At 73.8% G+C, this 16,227-nt stretch carries 14 protein-coding genes and 2 pseudogenes; 10 read left to right on the forward strand and 6 right to left on the reverse strand.

Features of this window, described 5'->3' with window-relative positions; genetic code table 11:
* Positions 1-44: 44 nt before the first annotated feature.
* Together ABD223_RS05440 and uvrA are read right to left on the reverse strand one after the other, a co-directional pair.
* Entirely contained in the window at positions 45-530 is a 486-nt protein-coding gene (locus ABD223_RS05440; protein WP_344035360.1) for an SRPBCC family protein, read from the reverse strand.
* A gap of 46 nt (positions 531-576) precedes the next feature.
* Positions 577-3,450, reverse strand: coding sequence for an excinuclease ABC subunit UvrA (gene uvrA, locus ABD223_RS05445; protein WP_344034775.1), 2,874 nt, complete (start codon positions 3,448-3,450; stop codon positions 577-579).
* A gap of 234 nt (positions 3,451-3,684) precedes the next feature.
* On the opposite strand from uvrA, the gene ABD223_RS05450 reads away from it, so the two are divergent.
* Positions 3,685-4,476, forward strand: coding sequence for a maleylpyruvate isomerase family mycothiol-dependent enzyme (locus ABD223_RS05450; protein WP_344034776.1), 792 nt, complete (start codon positions 3,685-3,687; stop codon positions 4,474-4,476).
* 86 nt (positions 4,477-4,562) lie between these two features.
* Here ABD223_RS05450 and ABD223_RS05455 read toward each other — a convergent pair.
* Positions 4,563-5,510: pseudogene (locus tag ABD223_RS05455) on the reverse strand (acyltransferase family protein); the annotation flags it as partial.
* 117 nt (positions 5,511-5,627) lie between these two features.
* Between ABD223_RS05455 and ABD223_RS05460 the strand changes: the two are divergent.
* From ABD223_RS05460 to ABD223_RS05470, 3 genes are all read left to right on the forward strand, one after another.
* Entirely contained in the window at positions 5,628-6,305 is a 678-nt protein-coding gene (locus tag ABD223_RS05460) for an MBL fold metallo-hydrolase (RefSeq protein ID WP_344034777.1), read from the forward strand.
* A 295-nt stretch (positions 6,306-6,600) separates the two neighbouring features.
* Positions 6,601-6,852, forward strand: coding sequence for a YbaB/EbfC family nucleoid-associated protein (locus ABD223_RS05465; RefSeq protein ID WP_344034778.1), 252 nt, complete (start codon positions 6,601-6,603; stop codon positions 6,850-6,852).
* A 139-nt stretch (positions 6,853-6,991) separates the two neighbouring features.
* Positions 6,992-7,546, forward strand: a complete 555-nt coding sequence (locus ABD223_RS05470) for a hypothetical protein (RefSeq protein WP_344034779.1) — start codon at positions 6,992-6,994, stop codon at positions 7,544-7,546.
* Here ABD223_RS05470 and ABD223_RS05475 read toward each other — a convergent pair.
* A complete protein-coding gene (locus ABD223_RS05475) occupies positions 7,512-7,976 on the reverse strand; it encodes a hypothetical protein (RefSeq protein ID WP_344034780.1) in 465 nt (154 codons plus the stop codon). The two genes, ABD223_RS05470 and ABD223_RS05475, sit on opposite strands and share 35 nt — an antisense overlap.
* A 289-nt stretch (positions 7,977-8,265) precedes the next feature.
* On the opposite strand from ABD223_RS05475, the pseudogene ABD223_RS43480 reads away from it, so the two are divergent.
* From ABD223_RS43480 to ABD223_RS05500, 5 genes and pseudogenes are all read left to right on the forward strand, one after another.
* Positions 8,266-8,604: pseudogene (locus ABD223_RS43480) on the forward strand (hypothetical protein); the annotation flags it as partial.
* A gap of 401 nt (positions 8,605-9,005) precedes the next feature.
* Positions 9,006-10,277, forward strand: a complete 1,272-nt coding sequence (locus ABD223_RS05485; protein WP_344034782.1) for a hypothetical protein — start codon at positions 9,006-9,008, stop codon at positions 10,275-10,277.
* Positions 10,253-10,798, forward strand: coding sequence for a hypothetical protein (locus tag ABD223_RS05490; protein WP_344034783.1), 546 nt, complete (start codon positions 10,253-10,255; stop codon positions 10,796-10,798). The genes ABD223_RS05485 and ABD223_RS05490 overlap by 25 nt, the downstream gene beginning before the upstream one ends.
* A 43-nt stretch (positions 10,799-10,841) precedes the next feature.
* A complete protein-coding gene (locus ABD223_RS05495) occupies positions 10,842-11,885 on the forward strand; it encodes a hypothetical protein (RefSeq protein ID WP_344034784.1) in 1,044 nt (347 codons plus the stop codon).
* Positions 11,782-13,143 carry an MFS transporter gene (locus ABD223_RS05500; protein WP_344035361.1) on the forward strand — a complete coding sequence of 454 codons (1,362 nt, stop codon included), beginning with the start codon at positions 11,782-11,784 and terminating at the stop codon, positions 13,141-13,143. Before ABD223_RS05495 ends, ABD223_RS05500 begins: the two co-directional genes overlap by 104 nt.
* Before the next feature lie 10 nt (positions 13,144-13,153).
* Here the strand turns inward: ABD223_RS05500 and ABD223_RS05505 are convergent, their stop codons facing one another.
* Positions 13,154-14,233 (reverse strand): PLP-dependent cysteine synthase family protein, encoded by a 1,080-nt coding sequence (locus ABD223_RS05505; protein WP_344034785.1) that lies wholly within the window; start codon positions 14,231-14,233, stop codon positions 13,154-13,156.
* A 227-nt stretch (positions 14,234-14,460) separates the two neighbouring features.
* On the opposite strand from ABD223_RS05505, the gene rnhA reads away from it, so the two are divergent.
* Positions 14,461-14,961 (forward strand): ribonuclease HI, encoded by a 501-nt coding sequence (rnhA, locus tag ABD223_RS05510; RefSeq protein ID WP_344034786.1) that lies wholly within the window; start codon positions 14,461-14,463, stop codon positions 14,959-14,961.
* A gap of 69 nt (positions 14,962-15,030) precedes the next feature.
* Here rnhA and ABD223_RS05515 read toward each other — a convergent pair whose 3' ends face one another.
* Positions 15,031-16,161 (reverse strand): aminotransferase-like domain-containing protein, encoded by a 1,131-nt coding sequence (locus ABD223_RS05515; protein WP_344034787.1) that lies wholly within the window; start codon positions 16,159-16,161, stop codon positions 15,031-15,033.
* Positions 16,162-16,227: the final 66 nt, after the last annotated feature.

The following is a 16,227-nucleotide window of genomic DNA, read 5'->3' on the forward strand; positions in this document are numbered from 1 at the left end:
AGCGGGGGCGGTTCAGAAGGATCTCCCAGGTTCTCCGCCCCGGCCTAGTCGGCCACCCGGTCGCGCCGACCGGCCAGGAACCCGGCCACGTAGGCGTGCAGGCCGCGCCGGCCGCTGCGCATCATCAGCGCGTGGTTGAGCAGGAAGAACGGGCGGGCCACCGGGGCCAACCCGCGCAGCAGCGCCTTGCGGACCACCACCTGCTGGTCGTAGACCAGCCTGGTGCCCCGCCCGCCGGGCAGGACGCGCCAGCTCGCCGTGCCGTCGAGGTCGCCCACCAGGTCCGCGCGCAGCAGGCCCGCGTCCCGGTCCTCGGTGTTGTGGTGCGCCTCGAACACCAGGTCGTAGGGCAGCAGGGACCGGCACCGCAGCTCCGCCGCCCGCTCGGCGATCCGGCGCGCCTCGCGCACCTCGCGCCACCAGTGCGGGTAGCTGCCCAGGTCGGCGAGCACGTCGAAGGCCTGCCCCGGTGCGCAGTCGAGCGACCACGCGCTGCGGAAGCGGTAGGTGTTCAGCGGCATGTCGACCATGCTCACGCATCCCGGGTGGCGGCGCCGGCCACCACCCGGGGACGCGTCAGCCGACCGCCGCCACCGAGGGCAGCGCCTGCCGCAGGAACGAACCGGTGTGGCTGCCGGAGTTCTCGGCCACCTGCTCCGGCGTGCCCTCGGCCACCACGGTGCCGCCGCCCGAGCCGCCCTCCGGGCCCATGTCGACCAGCCAGTCCGACGTCTTGATCACGTCGAGGTTGTGCTCGATCACGATCACCGTGTTGCCCTTGTCCACCAGGCCGTTGATCACGCCGAGCAGCTTGCGGATGTCCTCGAAGTGCAGGCCGGTGGTCGGCTCGTCGAGGATGTAGACCGTCTTGCCGGTCGACCGCTTCTGCAACTCCGAGGCCAGCTTCACGCGCTGCGCCTCACCGCCGGACAGCGTGGTCGCCGGCTGGCCCAGCCGCACGTACCCGAGGCCGACGTCCACCAGCGTGCGCAGGTGCCGGTGGATGGCGTTGATCGGCTGGAAGAAGTCCGCCGCCTCCTCGATGGGCATGTCGAGGACCTCGGCGATGGTCTTGCCCTTGTAGTGGACCTCCAGCGTCTCCCGGTTGTACCGGGCGCCCTTGCACACCTCGCACGGCACGTAGACGTCCGGCAGGAAGTTCATCTCGATGGTGATGGTGCCGTCGCCCGCGCACGCCTCGCAGCGCCCGCCCTTGACGTTGAACGAGAACCGGCCCGGCTGGTAGCCGCGCACCTTCGACTCGGTGGTCGCCGCGAACAGCTTGCGGATGTGGTCGAACACACCGGTGTAGGTGGCCGGGTTGGACCGGGGCGTGCGGCCGATCGGCGACTGGTCGACCTGCACCAGCTTGTCGACGTGCTCCAGGCCCTTGACCCTGGTGTGCCTGCCGGGCACCTGGCGCGCGCCGTTGAGCTTGTTCGCCAGCACCGTGGCCAGGATGTCGTTGACCAGCGTCGACTTGCCCGAACCGGACACGCCCGTGACCGACACCAGGCAGCCGAGCGGGAACGACACGTCGATGCCGCGCAGGTTGTGCTCGCGCGCGCCGACCACGGTCAGCTGCCGCTTGCGGTCCACCGGGCGGCGGGCCGCGGGCATCGGGATCTCCTCGCGCCCGGACAGGTAGGCGCCGGTGATCGACTTCTTGTTCTTCAGCAGCGCCTCGTACGTGCCGCTGTGCACGACGTTGCCGCCGTGCTCGCCCGCGCCGGGGCCGATGTCGACCACCCAGTCGGAGGTGCGGATCGTGTCCTCGTCGTGCTCGACCACGATCAGCGTGTTGCCCAGGTCGCGCAGGCGGGTCAGGGTCTCGATCAGCCGGTGGTTGTCGCGCTGGTGCAGGCCGATCGACGGCTCGTCCAGCACGTACAGCACGCCGACCAGGCCGGAGCCGATCTGCGTCGCCAGGCGGATGCGCTGCGCCTCGCCGCCGGACAGGGTGCCCGAGGCGCGGTCCAGCGAGAGGTAGTTCAGGCCGACGTCGAGCAGGAAGCGCAGGCGGGCCTGGATCTCCTTGAGCACCGCGCCCGCGATCATCGCCTCGCGCCTGGCGAGCTTCAGCCCCTCCAGGAAGTCCGAGCACTCGGCCACCGACATCGCGCAGACCTCGGCGATCGACCGGTCGCCCTTGGTCCTGTGGTGCAGCGTGACGGCGAGGATCTCCGGCTTGAGGCGCGTGCCCTGGCACACCGGGCACGGCACCTCGCGCATGTAGCCCTCGTACTTCTCGCGCATGTACTCGGACTCGGTCTGCTCCTGGCGGCGCTCCAGGAACGGGATGACGCCCTCGTAGTTCGCGTAGTACGAGCGCTCGCGGCCGTAGCGGTTCTTGTAGCGGACGTTCACCTGCTCGTCGGTGCCGTGCAGGATCGCCTTCTGCACCTTGGCGGGCAGCTGCCGCCACGGCGTGTCCATGCGGAAGCCGATGGTCAGGCCCAGCGACTCCAGCAGGCGGGTGAAGTACTCGGCGGTCTGCCCGGACGCCCACGGCGCGATCGCGCCCTCGGCCAGCGACAGCTCGTCGTCCGGCACGACCAGCTCCGGGTCGACCTCCTTGCGCACGCCGATGCCGGTGCACGCCGGGCACGCGCCGTAGGGCGAGTTGAAGGAGAACGACCGGGGCTCCAGGTCCTCGATCGCCAGCGCGTGGCCGTTCGGGCAGGCCAGGTTCTCGGAGAAGCCGCGCACCCGGCCCGGGTCGGCCTCCGGCACGTCGACGAACTCCAGCTCGACCAGGCCGTCGGCCAGGCGCAGCGCGGTCTCCACCGAGTCGGTCAGGCGCTGCTTCGCGCTCGCCTTCACGGCCAGGCGGTCGATGACCACCGCGATGTGGTGCTTCTCCTGCTTCTTGAGCTTGGGCACCTCGCCCAGCGCGTACACGGCGCCGTCGACCTTGGCCCGCGAGTAGCCCTGGGACTGGAGGTTGGCGAACAGGTCGACGTACTCGCCCTTGCGGCCCCGGATGACCGGCGCCAGGACCTGGAACTTGGTGCCCTGCTCCATGGCGAGCACCTGGTCCACGATCTGCTGGGGCGTCTGCTTGCTGATCGCCTCGCCGCAGGTGGGGCAGTGCGGCTTGCCGGCGCGGGCGTAGAGGAGGCGCAGGTAGTCGTAGACCTCGGTGATGGTGCCCACGGTCGAGCGCGGGTTGCGGCTGGTCGACTTCTGGTCGATGGAGACCGCGGGCGAGAGGCCCTCGATGAAGTCGACGTCCGGTTTGTCCATCTGCCCGAGGAACTGCCGGGCGTAGGCCGACAGCGATTCGACGTAGCGCCGCTGGCCCTCGGCGAAGATGGTGTCGAAGGCGAGGCTGGACTTCCCCGAGCCGGACAGCCCGGTGAACACGATGAGGCTTTCCCTCGGCAGGTCGAGGTCGACCCCCCGCAGGTTGTGCTCGCGTGCCCCGCGAACGACGAGCCGGTCGGACACAGCGGTTCCCTTCGGTTTTTGACCTTCCCCCGAACAGACGTTCGAAGCAGCGTAGCGGACCACCGGGCCGGGTCTGCCGGGGAGGGCGTGCACCATGCTAGGTGCGGGCACCGACAACGGCGGTGCGGACGAGTTCCCGCGATCGTGCCGCCAACGGGTCTACCGAGGGGTAGTCAACGCCCCTACGCTGGGGCGATAGGCCGTTCGGCCGCATACACGCGGGATGAGGTGCCCATGAGCTTCACTGATGCCGCACAGGCCCGATCCGCCCAGACGAGCGTACCCGCGCCGCGCGAGCGCCCCGCCGCGGCGCAGGACGCGGCCGCGGGGCTCGCCGAGGTGGCGCGGGCCACCGAGGCGCTGTACGGGGTGGTGGCCGGGCTCGACCAGCTCGACCTGCGGGGCCCCAGCGCGCTGCCCGGGTGGAGCCGCGGTCACGTGGTGACGCACCTGGCGCGCAACGCCGACGCCCTGGTCAACCTCCTGATGTGGGCGAAGACCGGGGTCGAGCACCCCATGTACCTGAGCAGGGCCGACCGGGACGCCGACATCGAGGAGGGCTCCGGGCGGCTGCCGCAGCTGCTGCGGGCCGACCTGGACGCGGCGTGCGAGCGGTTCGCCACCTACGCCCGCGACCTGCCGCTCACGGCGTGGGCGGCCGAGGTCGACCACCCGCGCCTGGGGCTGTTCCCGGCGCACCGGGTGCCGTGGCTGCGGCTCCGGGAGGTGTGGGTCCACCTGGTCGACCTCGACCGCGGGGTGGGGTTCGACGACCTGCCGCCCGAGCTGGTCGAGGGCTTCCTGGAGGACGCCGTCGACACCTACGCGGGCCGGCCCGACGTGCCGGCGGTCCGCGTCTCGGCCGAGCTGGCGGACGGCCGTCAGCGCAGCTGGGCGCTCAACGCGGCGGACGAGGGGTCCCCGCTGGTCGGCGGCGCGGCGGCGGACGTGCTGGGCTGGTTGACCGGCCGCCACAGCGGCGAGCGGTTGGGCGGGGCCGCGCCGACGCTGCCCAGGTGGCTCTGAGCGGTGAGCAGCAGGCCGACCACGGCCGGGCGGCGGTTGGCGGTGAGGGCGCGGTAGGCGGGGCGTTCCACGAACCTCGTCAGCAGCCACCCCAGCACCACGGCCGAGCCCGTGAACGCCGCCAGCTCCACCAGGGGGTCGGGGGTGACGGAGGCGACGACCACCATGACGAAGTAGCCGATCTCCTGGTGCACGAGGTAGACACCGTAGGAGATGCCCGCGAGCCACTTGATGGGCCTGCGCAGCGCGCGCACGAGGGCGACGTCCCAGTCGGGGCCGCCCGCGGCGGCGCACACGCCGATCAGGACCACGCCGAGGCCGATGGTCGACCGCAGGTCCCCGGTGTGCACCACCTGGGCCAGCAGGGCGGCGGTGAGCAGGGCGAACAGGTGGTGCTCACCGAGCCGTGAGCGGGACCACAGCCAGATGCCGACACCGATGGCGAACAGCTGGGCGCGGTGCGCGCCGAGGCCGTTGTAGAGGGTGTTGAGCAGGCCGGGTTCGGCGGCCGCCTGCTCGCGCAGGGCGACGGGGACGACGACGAGCGCCCACAGCAGCGCCTTGAGCGCCCGCCCCCGGAGCCGGGAGGCCAGCAGCGCGCCCGCCACGAAGCCCGTGACCTGCACCGGGAGGGTCCAGTAGGAGTAGTCGATCAGGTTCACGCCCGGGAACCAGTTCTGGAGCATCAGCGCGTTGAGCACGAAGTCGCGCGGCCCGGCGTGGCTCCAGCCCGGCGGCGCGACCCACCGGACCACGACGTAGGTGGAGGTCGCGGCGGCGAGGTAGGCCGGGAACAGGCGGGCGAGGCGGTTGCGCAGGAAGCGGCCGGGCTCGCCCTTGGCCAGCCCGGCGCAGGCGAAGAAGGCGGAGATGACCACCAGCGCGCTCGCGCCGAACTCCAGTGAGAAGGCGAACACGGGTGCGCTGATCTCGGGGTGCGCGGCCGGCCCCGCGTGGGTGGCGTGCTGGAGGACCACGCAGAGGACGGCCAGGACGCGCAGCACGTCCCAGTTGATCCGGCGTTTGGTAGGCACGAGGTGGAAAACCCTATTCGAACGACATCATGTGGAACGGCGGAATCGTTAACAAGCCTAAAGGGTCGACCTGTGCGGCTCCGGAAGGGCGTGCCCGGTCGGCTACCGTCGGCCACCGTGGACGTACTAGAGGACTACACCGGGCACGTGTCACTGGGCGGCCCGGCGACCCGACGCACCCTCGACGCGCTGACCATCACGAAGGTCTCGGTGGGACCGATGGACAACAACGCGTACCTGCTGGTGTGCCGCGCGACCAACGAGGGCCTCCTCATCGACGCGGCCGCCGACCCGGAGCGCCTGTCCGATGTGGTCGGGCACTCGTCGGAGCGGCCGAGGCTCAAGACGGTGGTCACCACGCACCAGCACGCGGACCACTGGGGCGCGCTGGGTGCGGTCGCCGGCGCGAACGGCTCGAACACGGTGGCGCACGAGCTGGACGCGGGCGTGCTGCCCGTGCCGCCGGACGTGCTGGTGGAGCACGGGGACGTGGTGGAGGTCGGCGAGGTGCCCCTGGAGGTGATCCACCTGCGCGGCCACACGCCGGGCTCGATCGCCCTGGTGTACCGGGACCCGGGCGGCCACCCGCACCTGTTCACCGGTGACTCGCTGTTCCCGGGCGGGGTGGGGCGGACCACGTCGCCCTCGGACTTCACCTCGCTGATCGACGACGTGTCGTCACGGGTGTTCGACGTGCTGCCCGATGAGACGTGGTTCTACCCGGGACACGGGGACGATTCCACCCTCGGGAGTGAAAGGCCTCACCTGGACGAGTGGCGTTCACGCGGCTGGTGACCCCGAATCAACCCGTCGGGTGACGCACCCGGCGGGTTGATCAGGGTGCCACCACGGTCAACCGCCCAACTGGCGGACGCGACCCTCCCGATCCTGGAGGCCTCCGCCGTGTCGGTAATGCGCGGCACACCCTCAGGAGCTCTTCACCGCTCAGGTGACCATGTCGTCCCCGGCGGTCGTGTGAACCCACTCACCGGCGGGACGGGCGGCGGGATCGTTCTGCCGGTTCCCGCCTCCCTGCCGCCAAACGTGCGCGATCCTCTGGGCCGGTTGGTCGCGTGACGGGTGGGGACAGGTGAAGACGCCCGAGGAGTGGATGCGGGACTTCGAGGCGAAGATCGCGGACGCGCGGGCCAAGGCCGCCGTTGTCCAGGAGGGCCTGGCCAACGCGGGCGGTTCGGCTTCGTCCGATGACGGGGTGGTCACCGTGGTGGTCGCGCCCAACGGGGCGCTCACCGACGTGGAGCTGACCGACGCCGCCCTGCGCAAGTCGCCCGCCCAGCTCTCGGCCGAGATCGTCGAGGTGGCGCGCAAGGCGCGGCGGTGAAGGCCGCCGAGACCTTCGAGGCCGTCAACGGGACCGACTCCGAGACCTACCGCTTGATCACCGAGTACCTGCCGCCCGACGAGGCGGAGCAGCAGGAACAGGGGCGGCAGCGGCCCGCGCTGGCGTGGTGGTGGACCTGGTGGCCACCGCCGCGAACCCGCTGGGGATGCTCGCGTCCGCCGGCGTCGGCTGGCTGCTGGAGCACATCAGCTTCCTGCGCGAGCCGCTGGACGCGCTGCTCGGCGACGCGTTCAAGCGCGAGATGGAGCAGATGGCCGCCGAGTACGAGGCGCTCGGCAAGACCATGGACGGCGCCGCCGCGATCTACGCCCTGTCCGGCGCCCTCGTCTGCGAGCTGCGCTCGCTGGTGTTCGGCTGGATCTCCGACCTGGTCGGGGAACTGATCGCGGGCGCGCTGATCGCCGCCGCGTCCGCCGTGGTCACGGTGGGCAGCTCCATCGCCGCGTACGCGGGCTGCGCGGGCACCAGCGCGGCCATGATGGCGACCAGGATCGCGGGTCGCCTGTCGAAGCCGGCGGCCGCGATGTCCCGCTTCGGCGGCCGCATGGCGCAACTGGCCGAGAAGATGAGCGGCCTGGTCAAGGGCTTGGAGCGGTTCGCGAAGCACGGCGGCTACGCCAAGACGGCGTACGACGCGGTCAAGCCCTATGAGATGTCGCCGGCCACCGTCTGATGGTCGGTCGCCGGAGGGGGTCCGGTTCCTCGTCCAGCGGTGGTGACCGGGGAGGCGGCCCACCGCCGTCCTCGCCGTCCTCGTCGGGCGGGGTGGGCGGCCGCGGCACCCGGATGGACCCGGACGCGGTCGAGAACCTGGGCGGCAAGATCACCAGCCGGGGCGACCAGGTCCGCGGCAGCGTCGCGAGCAAGCTGAACATCAACGCCACGTCGGGCAGCGCGGGCGTGTTCGGCCAGGTCGCCATGCAGCACGCCGACCGCGCGATCCAGACCGCGCGCGGTGGTGCGGAGAAGGCCGCCCGGGCCGCGGACAACGCGGGGGCGCAGACCAGGGCGACCGCGCGGACGGCGCGCTCCACCGACCAGTCGGCGGCGTCGTCGATGAACCGCATCCGGCCCAGGGCGGACGTGTCGGGGCGCGGGAGCACGTCGGGTTCCTCGGCGTCCTCGGCGTCCTCGTCGTCCTCGGCGTCCGCGCCGCCGCGCCCGCCTCAGGGCCTCGGGCCTCCCGGACCGCACCCGTCCGGTCCGCCCAACACGGGCCAGGCCCCGCCGCGCACACCCGGCAACGGTCGCCCCGCGCACCCCGGTGCACCGGGCACGCAGTGGCGCGCCCCGTTCGGTCCCGGCACGCGGCAGCCACCACAGAACACCCCGCCTCAGCAGGACACCCCGCAGGCGGCGCCCTCGGACCAGGACGGCAGGCCGCCGGTCGCGATGCGGCACGTCGACCCGTCGACGTACGGGGTGCCCGAGTCGAAGGTGGTGCGCCGGGACGTCCCCGGTTGGACCCGCGACGAGAACGCCCCCTACCGGGGCGACACCCGCTCGCCGGAGGAGGTCCGGGCGGCGGGCGGGTTCGACGTGCCCGGTCCGGGCAAGGCCCCGGACCTGGTCAAGCACGTCGACGGCGACACGAACGCGTACGTCAAGGCGGTGTCCAGGGAGCGCGCCGGCGCGGGCGCGATGTACGTGATCAAGGCGCCGGGCGGCGTCGAGACCGATTCCACCTTGGACGCCACCGGACACGACCGGAGGTACGGCGAGTCCGAGGTCCTGTTCCCCGGCGGTGTCGACTGGAGGTACGTCGCCGGCTGGCACGAGGTCCGCTACCAACCGGGCAGCGGCCTCGTCCCCGGCCCGTTCGTGCCGAACCCCGACTACATCGGCGACGGGGACCCGTCACCGACCTCCCGCGCCGACGCCACGTCCGCGCAGGCCACGGGAACCGGGACCGACACCCGACCAGGGACGGCCGCCCCACCCGGAACGGCCCCGACCGGAACCGCCCCGACGCGGCAGCCCCCGGCGCCGCACCCGGGCCAAGCCCGGGACCGCGGTCCACGACCGGACCCCGCGCCGCAACGCCCGCAGGGCCCCTCGGTAACCGCCTCGGCTCCCTCGGCGACGAACTCGACCGGAACGTGCGGGACCACGTCCACTCCACGCCCGCCGGCATGTCGATCTACGACCGGAGCCGGGACAAGAACCAGCACCACACCGCGCGGGAGCTCCCGAGGATCCCCGGCAGCTTCGTCCTGGACGTGCACGGCAGCCCCGACGCCGCCCGCGTGGGCCGCTACCCCCTGTCCCCCGGTGACGTCGCGGACGTCACCCGCGCCAACCCCGACTGGAGCGGCGACCCGATCACGCTCGTCGGCTGCGAGACCGGCCGGCGGGACGACGGGTTCGCCGCCCGGCTCGCCCGGGAGCTGGGCGTCCCGGTCACCGCGCCGAACACGGACGCGTGGGTCGACTACGACGGCAACCTGTTCGCGAGCGACGCGGTCGACGGCGAGAACCCGGGCTGGCCGCCGAACGGCGAATGGCGCACGTTCGGGCCGGACGGTTCCCAGGACGTCAGCGAGAGCCCGTACCCGCCCGGCCGCAACCCGATGACCGACGCGGACCGGCGCCCGCACGAGCGCACGCTGTCGACGGCGCGTTATCGCAGCGACCGGACCGGCGAGTCGGAGGACTTCTACAACTACAGCGGCAAGGCGCACGACTGGAGCCCGGCCGCGGAAGCGCCGCAGCGCCCGCCGAGGAACGAGCGCGTGTTCGAGACGTCGTACGCGCGGTCGTACGACCCGGTGAGCGGCGGGTGGCGCGAGGGCGAGGGCGGCAACCGGGTCCACGACTCGGAGCCGAAGATGTCCGAGGACCTCGCCCGGCACCAGCTCGCCGAGCACAGCGGCCTGTCGAGGAGCGAGGTCGACCGGGCCCTCAGGGAGGCCGCGAAGGTGGTCGACACCATCGACAAGGCCGACGAGGACCACTACCGGAACGGTTTCAGGGGTGAGGTCCAGCGCACGCGGGACCGCATCGAACTCGCCATCGGCGAACTCAACGAACGCGCGGCGGCACAAGCGGCGAAAAATGGGACCCATTACACGCCGTTCACCGCGGCGGACATTTCGGGTGATCTCCGCGTGGTCGTCGACCTGCCGTCCGCGAAACGGGATGGAACACCGCCGGATTACCAGATCAGCCTGACCTGCCAGAAGGTCGTGCTAGCCTGCGAACGCGTTTTCCCGAGCATGCGACTGGAAGTCGTCGACCGATCCGGAGAAAGGCTTCACCCGCTGCGAGCCAGCCCAGTGAAAACGCGATCGAACGCATTCGCGCCGTCTTCGACCGGGCGGTCCGGGACGGTCTGCGCCGCGATTCCGTGCGAGGCGCGTCCGACGAGGAGATCGACCGGGTGCCCGGGGCCGTCCTCACGCTGACCGCGCACCAGGGTTACGCCTACCAGGTCGTCGACGGCGCGGACCTCGACCAGGACGACCCGCCGGTGTGGAACGTCGTCGAGGGCGAGGAGGCCGCGGTCGTGGTGGACGGCGTGCCTCGGGCCTGGTCGCCGCCGGTGCTGGTGGGCCAGTGGCTGCACCGGCTGCGGGTGCGCGAGTACCGCAACAGCCTGGGCGCCTGGTACGCGGCGCGGTTCGAGTTCGTCGCGGGCGGTGAGACCACGCGGCGGTTCTCGGTGGAGGGCAAGCCCGCGTGGCGGGTCCCGCCGGGCCACGGGGACGAGGGCTACTGGGCCGACGGCGACCTCGCGGAGAAGAAGCCCGCTTCGGCGACGTCCGCGACGCCGTCGCCCACCTGGCCGGCCGGCTGGTGCTGGACCAGGACGCGCTGCGCTACGGGCTGGACGAGGAGCTGCCCGCGTGGCAGGCCCCGTACCAGGTGGTCTCCGCGGAGGACCCGCCGCTGGACCGGCTCGACGGCATCCGGCTCACCAGCGTGACCGACCTGGTCGTCCGCCGCCACGGCGCGCGGACGGCAACCTGGTGCACGCCGAGGAGGCGCGCGCCGGAGAAGCGCCTCCGGGGCAGGAGTTCCACCGCTACCTGCTGAAGGGCACGTGGAACGTCGTCACCGCCGTGACGCCGGCCGGCGACCGCGTCTACGTGCTGCCGCAGGCCGTCCGGGACCACCTGGCCGCGGGCCAGGTCGAAGACCTGACGCGGCACCCCGGCCTGCCGCCGGTCACGGACGCGCTGCGGGAGGAGGCGCGGCGGAACCCGGGCGGCTGGGTGTGGTGCGCCGACCCGGACGTCGACCCCCGCTACGTGGAGGGCGCCCCGTCCGCCACCCTGCTCGGCGCGTACCGGTCGGGCCCGGACGGCCTGCTGACCGGCGAGGTGTTCCCCAACCCGGACTACCGGCCGAGCCCGCGCCGGAGCGGGTTCCCGGAGCCGCGGTCCGAGTTCGACCTGGTGCTGGGCTACGTCGCGGTGGGCCGGCTGCCCCGGGAACGCGTGCTGCGGGCCGTGCTGGACAGCCCGCTCGTCCTGGAGACGGACGGGTCGGGCGGCCTGCGCGTGGGCGTCGACCAGGCGGGGCGCAAGTTCATCGCGGCCTGGTCCGCGCCGGGCCACGTGCCGCCGGGTGATCCCGGGGTGGGCGGTCGTCCGCGACCGCCCACGGCGGAGCGGGTCGGCGGCGGCCGGCACGCCGGGGGACGGCCGGGTCGTGCGCCGGAGCGGGGTGCGCCGGCCGCGCGACCCCCGGCAAAATCCGGTCGGGGCGCGAACGGGTTTCCGCTAGGGTCGGCGCGTGCCCGCCTCGGACAGGGTGGCCGTCCTCAGCGGCGGCGTGAACCCCAGGTAGTACGACAGCGCCGCCGCACTCGCGAGTCCTCGCCGGTGCGGCCCTTCGCGCTGCCCGGCTCCGCCCGTGATCCCGGAGCTGTCCTTGCGCACCTTCCCCTTCGGCCGGTGGTTCGGCGTGGACCGCCGCGCCCTCGTCCCGGCGGCGGTCCTGCTGTCGCTGTCGTCCTTCCCGCTCACCATCACCGGCGCGTCCGTGGCGCTGCCGGACCTCACCGGTGACCTGAACGCCTCGCCGACCGGCGCCCAGTGGGTCGTCACCGGCTACAACCTGTGCTTCGCCGCGTTCCTGGCCTTCGGCGGCTCGCTCGCGGACCGGCTGGGCACGCGACGCCTGCACGTCGCCGGCGTCGCCGCGTTCCTCGTCGGCAGCGCGCTGTGCTCCCTCGCCGGGGACGTCGGCGTGCTCGTCGCGGCCCGCCTGCTCGCCGGCACCGGCGCGGCCGTGGCCACCGCGACCGGCCAGTCCCTGCTCGCGGCGGCGTTCGACGGCGCGGCGCGCACCCGCGTGTTCGGTGCGCTCGGCACCGCCCTCGGCGCGGGGTTGGCCTTCGGGCCGACGATCTCGGGCTTCCTCGTCGACGCGGTGGGCTGGCGGGCCGTGTTCGGCGTGCCCGCCGCGCTCGCGGCCCTCGCGCTGCTGCTGTGCCCCGCCCTGCCCGTCGGGGCGGGCGTCGGTCGCGGTGAGGTAGACCGGCTCGGCGGCGCCCTGTTCACGGTCGGGCTCGGCGGGCTGATCTGGGTGTCCGTCGAGGCCCCCGCGCTCGGCGCCACCCACCCCGCCGTGCTCGCGGCGGCCGTGGGCGTGGTCGTGAGCGCCGCCTGGTTCGTGCGGGTCGAGCGCCGCCGGTCCGCCCCGGTGTTCGACCTGGCGCTCCTGCGCGACCGGTCGTTCCTGGGCTACTCGCTGGCGGCGGCGGCCATGATGGGCCTGCTCGTCCCGCTGCTGGTGTACCTGCCGTCGTACCTCATCGACGTCGTCGGCCTCGACCCGGCGCGGGCCGGGCTGTGGATGCTCGTGCTCACCGTCCCGTCCGTCCTGCTGCCGGGTGCGGGCGCGGCCCTCGCCCGGCGGTCGCCGCGGCTGCTGGTGACCGGCGCGGTCCTGGTGGCCTCGGCCGGCGCGGTCTCGCTGGTCGCGATCGGCCCGGCGGGCCCGCCGTGGTTGCCGCTGCTGCTGGTCGGCGCGGGGGTCGGCCTCACCACCGGCGTGGTCGACGGGCTGGCGGTCTCCAGCGCGCCCGCCGACCGGGCGGGCACGGCCGCGGGCCTGTTCAACACGGCGCGCCTCGCCACCGAGACCGTCGCGCTGGCCACCGCCGGCTCGGTGCTGACGTCGCTGAGCGGCGGGCACCTGGCCGGGGACGGCTTCACCGGCGCGTTGCGGGTCGTGGTCGTGGCGCTGGGCTGCTGCGGTGTCGCGGCGGCGGTGGGCGCGAACGCGTTGCTGCGGCGAGGCGAGGCGGCGGCGAGGCGGTGAACCCGGGGGGTCAACCGCGCGCCCGGGACCCGCCGTCCCACTCGCCGGTGCGGGCGAACCGCGCCAGCGCCGCGGCCGGACCGGAGAGGTCCCACCCGTTGCGGGACACCCAGCCGTCGTCGTAGCAGGTGTCCGCGTACGGCTCGCCGGAGTCGCCCACCACCATCACCACCGAACCCCGCTCCCCCGCCTGGCGCATCCGGTGCAGGAGGTGGCAGGCGCCCCACAGGCAGGCGCCCGTGGACGGTCCCGCGCGGAGCCCGGTGACCGCGTGGAGGTGGCGCATCGCGGCGACGGAGGCCGCGTCGGGCACCGGGATCACCAGGTCCACCACCGAGGCGTCGAAGGCCGGTTCCAGGCGCGGCCTGCCGATGCCCTCGATCCGGGACGGCATCCCGGTGGAGTAGTCCGGGCAGTCGGTCGCCCAACCCGGGAAGTACGCGGAGTTCTCCGGGTCGACCACCGCGAGGCGCGTCGGGAGGCCGCGGCGGCGGAGGTGGCGGCCGACCAGCCTCGAACTCGCCCCGGTGCCGACGCCGAGCACCACCCACCGGGGGTGGGCGGCGGCCACGATCTCGGCCGCCAGGCCCGGCGCGGACAACGGGGAGTCCACCGCTCCGGCGAGGTTGGCCAGGTGGTCCAGGTAGTGGCCGCCGGTGTCGGCCGCCAGTTCCCGCGCTCGCTCGTACACCGCCAGGGGCGGGTCCACGAGGTGCGTCCGGCCGCCCAGCGCCTCGATGCGGTCGAGCTTGGCCCGGCCGGTCCGGCTCGGCGCCACGGCGGTGAACGGCAGGCCCAGTCGCCGGGCGAAGTGCGCCTCGGCCACGGCGGTGTTGCCGCTCGCGGCGTCGACGAGCGGGGTGCGCCCGTCGACCAGGCCGCGGGACAGGGCGTCGAGCAGCAGGCCCCGGGCGAAACCGTGCTTGAGGCTGCCGGTGGGGCGCGCGGACTCGTCCTTGAGCAGGAGGGTGACCGGCCAGTCGTCCGGCAGCGGGAAGCGGCGCAGCGGTGTCGCCACTTCGGCCGCGCGGTCCGCGGTCAGCACCGCGATCGCGTCGCGCACCCAGCCGTGCCCGCCCGAACCACCCATGCCCCGGCCTCCCGCGCCCCGAACCCCTCGCGTCGCGGCCCGTCCCGGCCGCCCGCGCCCCGGCCCGTCCCAGCCTGCACCGGTCACCGCCGGCCCGCTGCGGATTGCGCCGACAGCGCAACCCCCGCCGTCACCCGGCGGACCGGTCGGCCGATGGGTCGGCAGGAGGGCAGGCGGGCGGCGACGGCGCACCGTCGAGCGGGTTCCCCGGTCGGTATGTTCGTCGCGTGGAACAGGTGGTCGAGATCTACACCGACGGCGCGTGCAGCGGGAACCCCGGTCCCGGCGGGTGGGGCGCGGTGCTGCGGTACGGGGCGCACGAGCGGGACCTGTTCGGTGGCGAGTCGTCGGAGACCACCAACAACCGGATGGAGCTGATGGCCCCGATCCGGGCCCTGGAGACGCTGAAGCGGCCGTCCGCGGTGCGGGTCTACACCGACAGCACGTACGTGCGCAACGGCGTGCTCTCGTGGCTGGCCAAGTGGAAGGCCAACGGGTGGCTCACCGCCGGGCGGCAGCCGGTCAAGAACGTCGACCTGTGGCAGCGGCTCGACGCCGCCGCCGCGCGGCACCGGGTCGAGTGGCACTGGGTGAAGGGCCACGCGGGGCACCCGGAGAACGAGCGCGCGGACCGGCTGGCGGTCCGCGGCGTCCGGGCGGCGGTGGAGTCGGACCTGCGGGCCGAGGTGGTGCACGACGTGGCGGACGACGTGGGGCGAACGGGCTGAGAGCGCCCGCGCGGCGCCGCGGCCGGATCGCGTGGACCACTGTGCGATCCACGCGATCCGGCCGTGCGGTCAGAACACCGTCGCGAGCCTGCGCATCCCCTCGGCGATCTCCTCGGGCGTGGTGGTGGTGAACGACAGCCGCAGGGTCGAGTGGTCCGGGGTGGTGGCGTAGAACGGCGCGCCCGGCACGAACGCCACGTCCCGCGCGAGCGCCTCGTGCACCAGCCGCCCGGTGTCCACCTCGCCGGGGAGGGTGAGCCACACGAACATCCCGCCGTCCGGGTCGGTCCACCTCGTGCCGGCCGGCACGGCGCCCGGCAGCGCCGCGATCATCGCGTCCCGCCGCTCCCGGTAGGCCTCGCACAGGCGGCCGATGTGCGCGTCGAGGTCGTTCGCCTTCAGGTACGCCGCCGCGGCGGCCTGGTCGATGGTGGAGGTGTGCAGGTCCGCCGCCTGCTTCACGATCACCAGCGTGCGCATGATCGACTCGGGCGCGCGCAGCCAACCCAGCCGCAGGCCGGGCGCGCCGACCTTGGAGAAGCTGCCGAGGTGGATCACGCGGTCGCTGAACGCCGCCAGCGCGGGCGCGGGCTCGCCCCGGTAGCGCAGCTCGCCGTACGGGTCGTCCTCGACGACCCACAGGCCGTGCCGCTCGGCCAGCGCCGCGACCGCGCGCCGCCGCGCCACGTCCAGCGTGCGGCCGGTGGGGTTGGCGAACGTCGGCACCAGGTACAGCAGCTCGGGCCGCTCGCGCTCGACCACCTCGGCCAGCGCGTCGGGGTCGACGCCGCGCTCGTCGGACGCGACGGGCACCAGCCGGGCGCCCGCGAGCCGGAAGCACTGGAGCGCCGCCAGGTACGTGGGTTCCTCGACGGCGACCACCGCGCCCGGCTCCAGCAGCGCGGTCGCCACCAGGGTCAGCGCCTGCTGCGAGCCGGTGGTGACGAGCAGGTCGGCGAACCCGGTGGGCAGGCCGCGGCGGGTGAGCCGGTCGGCGACCAGCGCGCGCAGGTCGGGGTTCCCCTCGGTGGGCGCGTACTGGAGGGAGCGCCGGGACACCGCCTCGCCGAACGCCTCGCGCAGGCCTTCGACGTCGAACAGCTCGGGCGCGGGCAGGCCGCCCGCGAACGAGATGACCTCGGGGCGGGAGGTGAGCGCGAGCAGGTCGCGGACGGGCGAGCTGGAGAAGGTGCGTGGCACGGGAGTCCTCGATGAGTCGTCGAACGGGGCGAACGCGGTCGTGCCACGCGTGGAGGTCGCACCGGG

This window comes from Saccharothrix xinjiangensis (assembly GCF_039527585.1).
Taxonomy (GTDB): domain Bacteria; phylum Actinomycetota; class Actinomycetes; order Mycobacteriales; family Pseudonocardiaceae; genus Actinosynnema; species Actinosynnema xinjiangensis.

Bases quoted from the DNA above. Each gene is read 5' to 3' on its own strand.
- ABD223_RS05450 (WP_344034776.1), top strand. From the start codon at position 3,685: ATGAGCTTCACTGATGCCGCACAGGCCCGATCCGCCCAGACGAGCGTA.
- ABD223_RS05505 (WP_344034785.1), bottom strand. From the start codon at position 14,233: ATGGGTGGTTCGGGCGGGCACGGCTGGGTGCGCGACGCGATCGCGGTG.
- ABD223_RS05440 (WP_344035360.1), bottom strand. From the start codon at position 530: ATGGTCGACATGCCGCTGAACACCTACCGCTTCCGCAGCGCGTGGTCG.
- ABD223_RS05485 (WP_344034782.1), top strand. From the start codon at position 9,006: ATGTCGATCTACGACCGGAGCCGGGACAAGAACCAGCACCACACCGCG.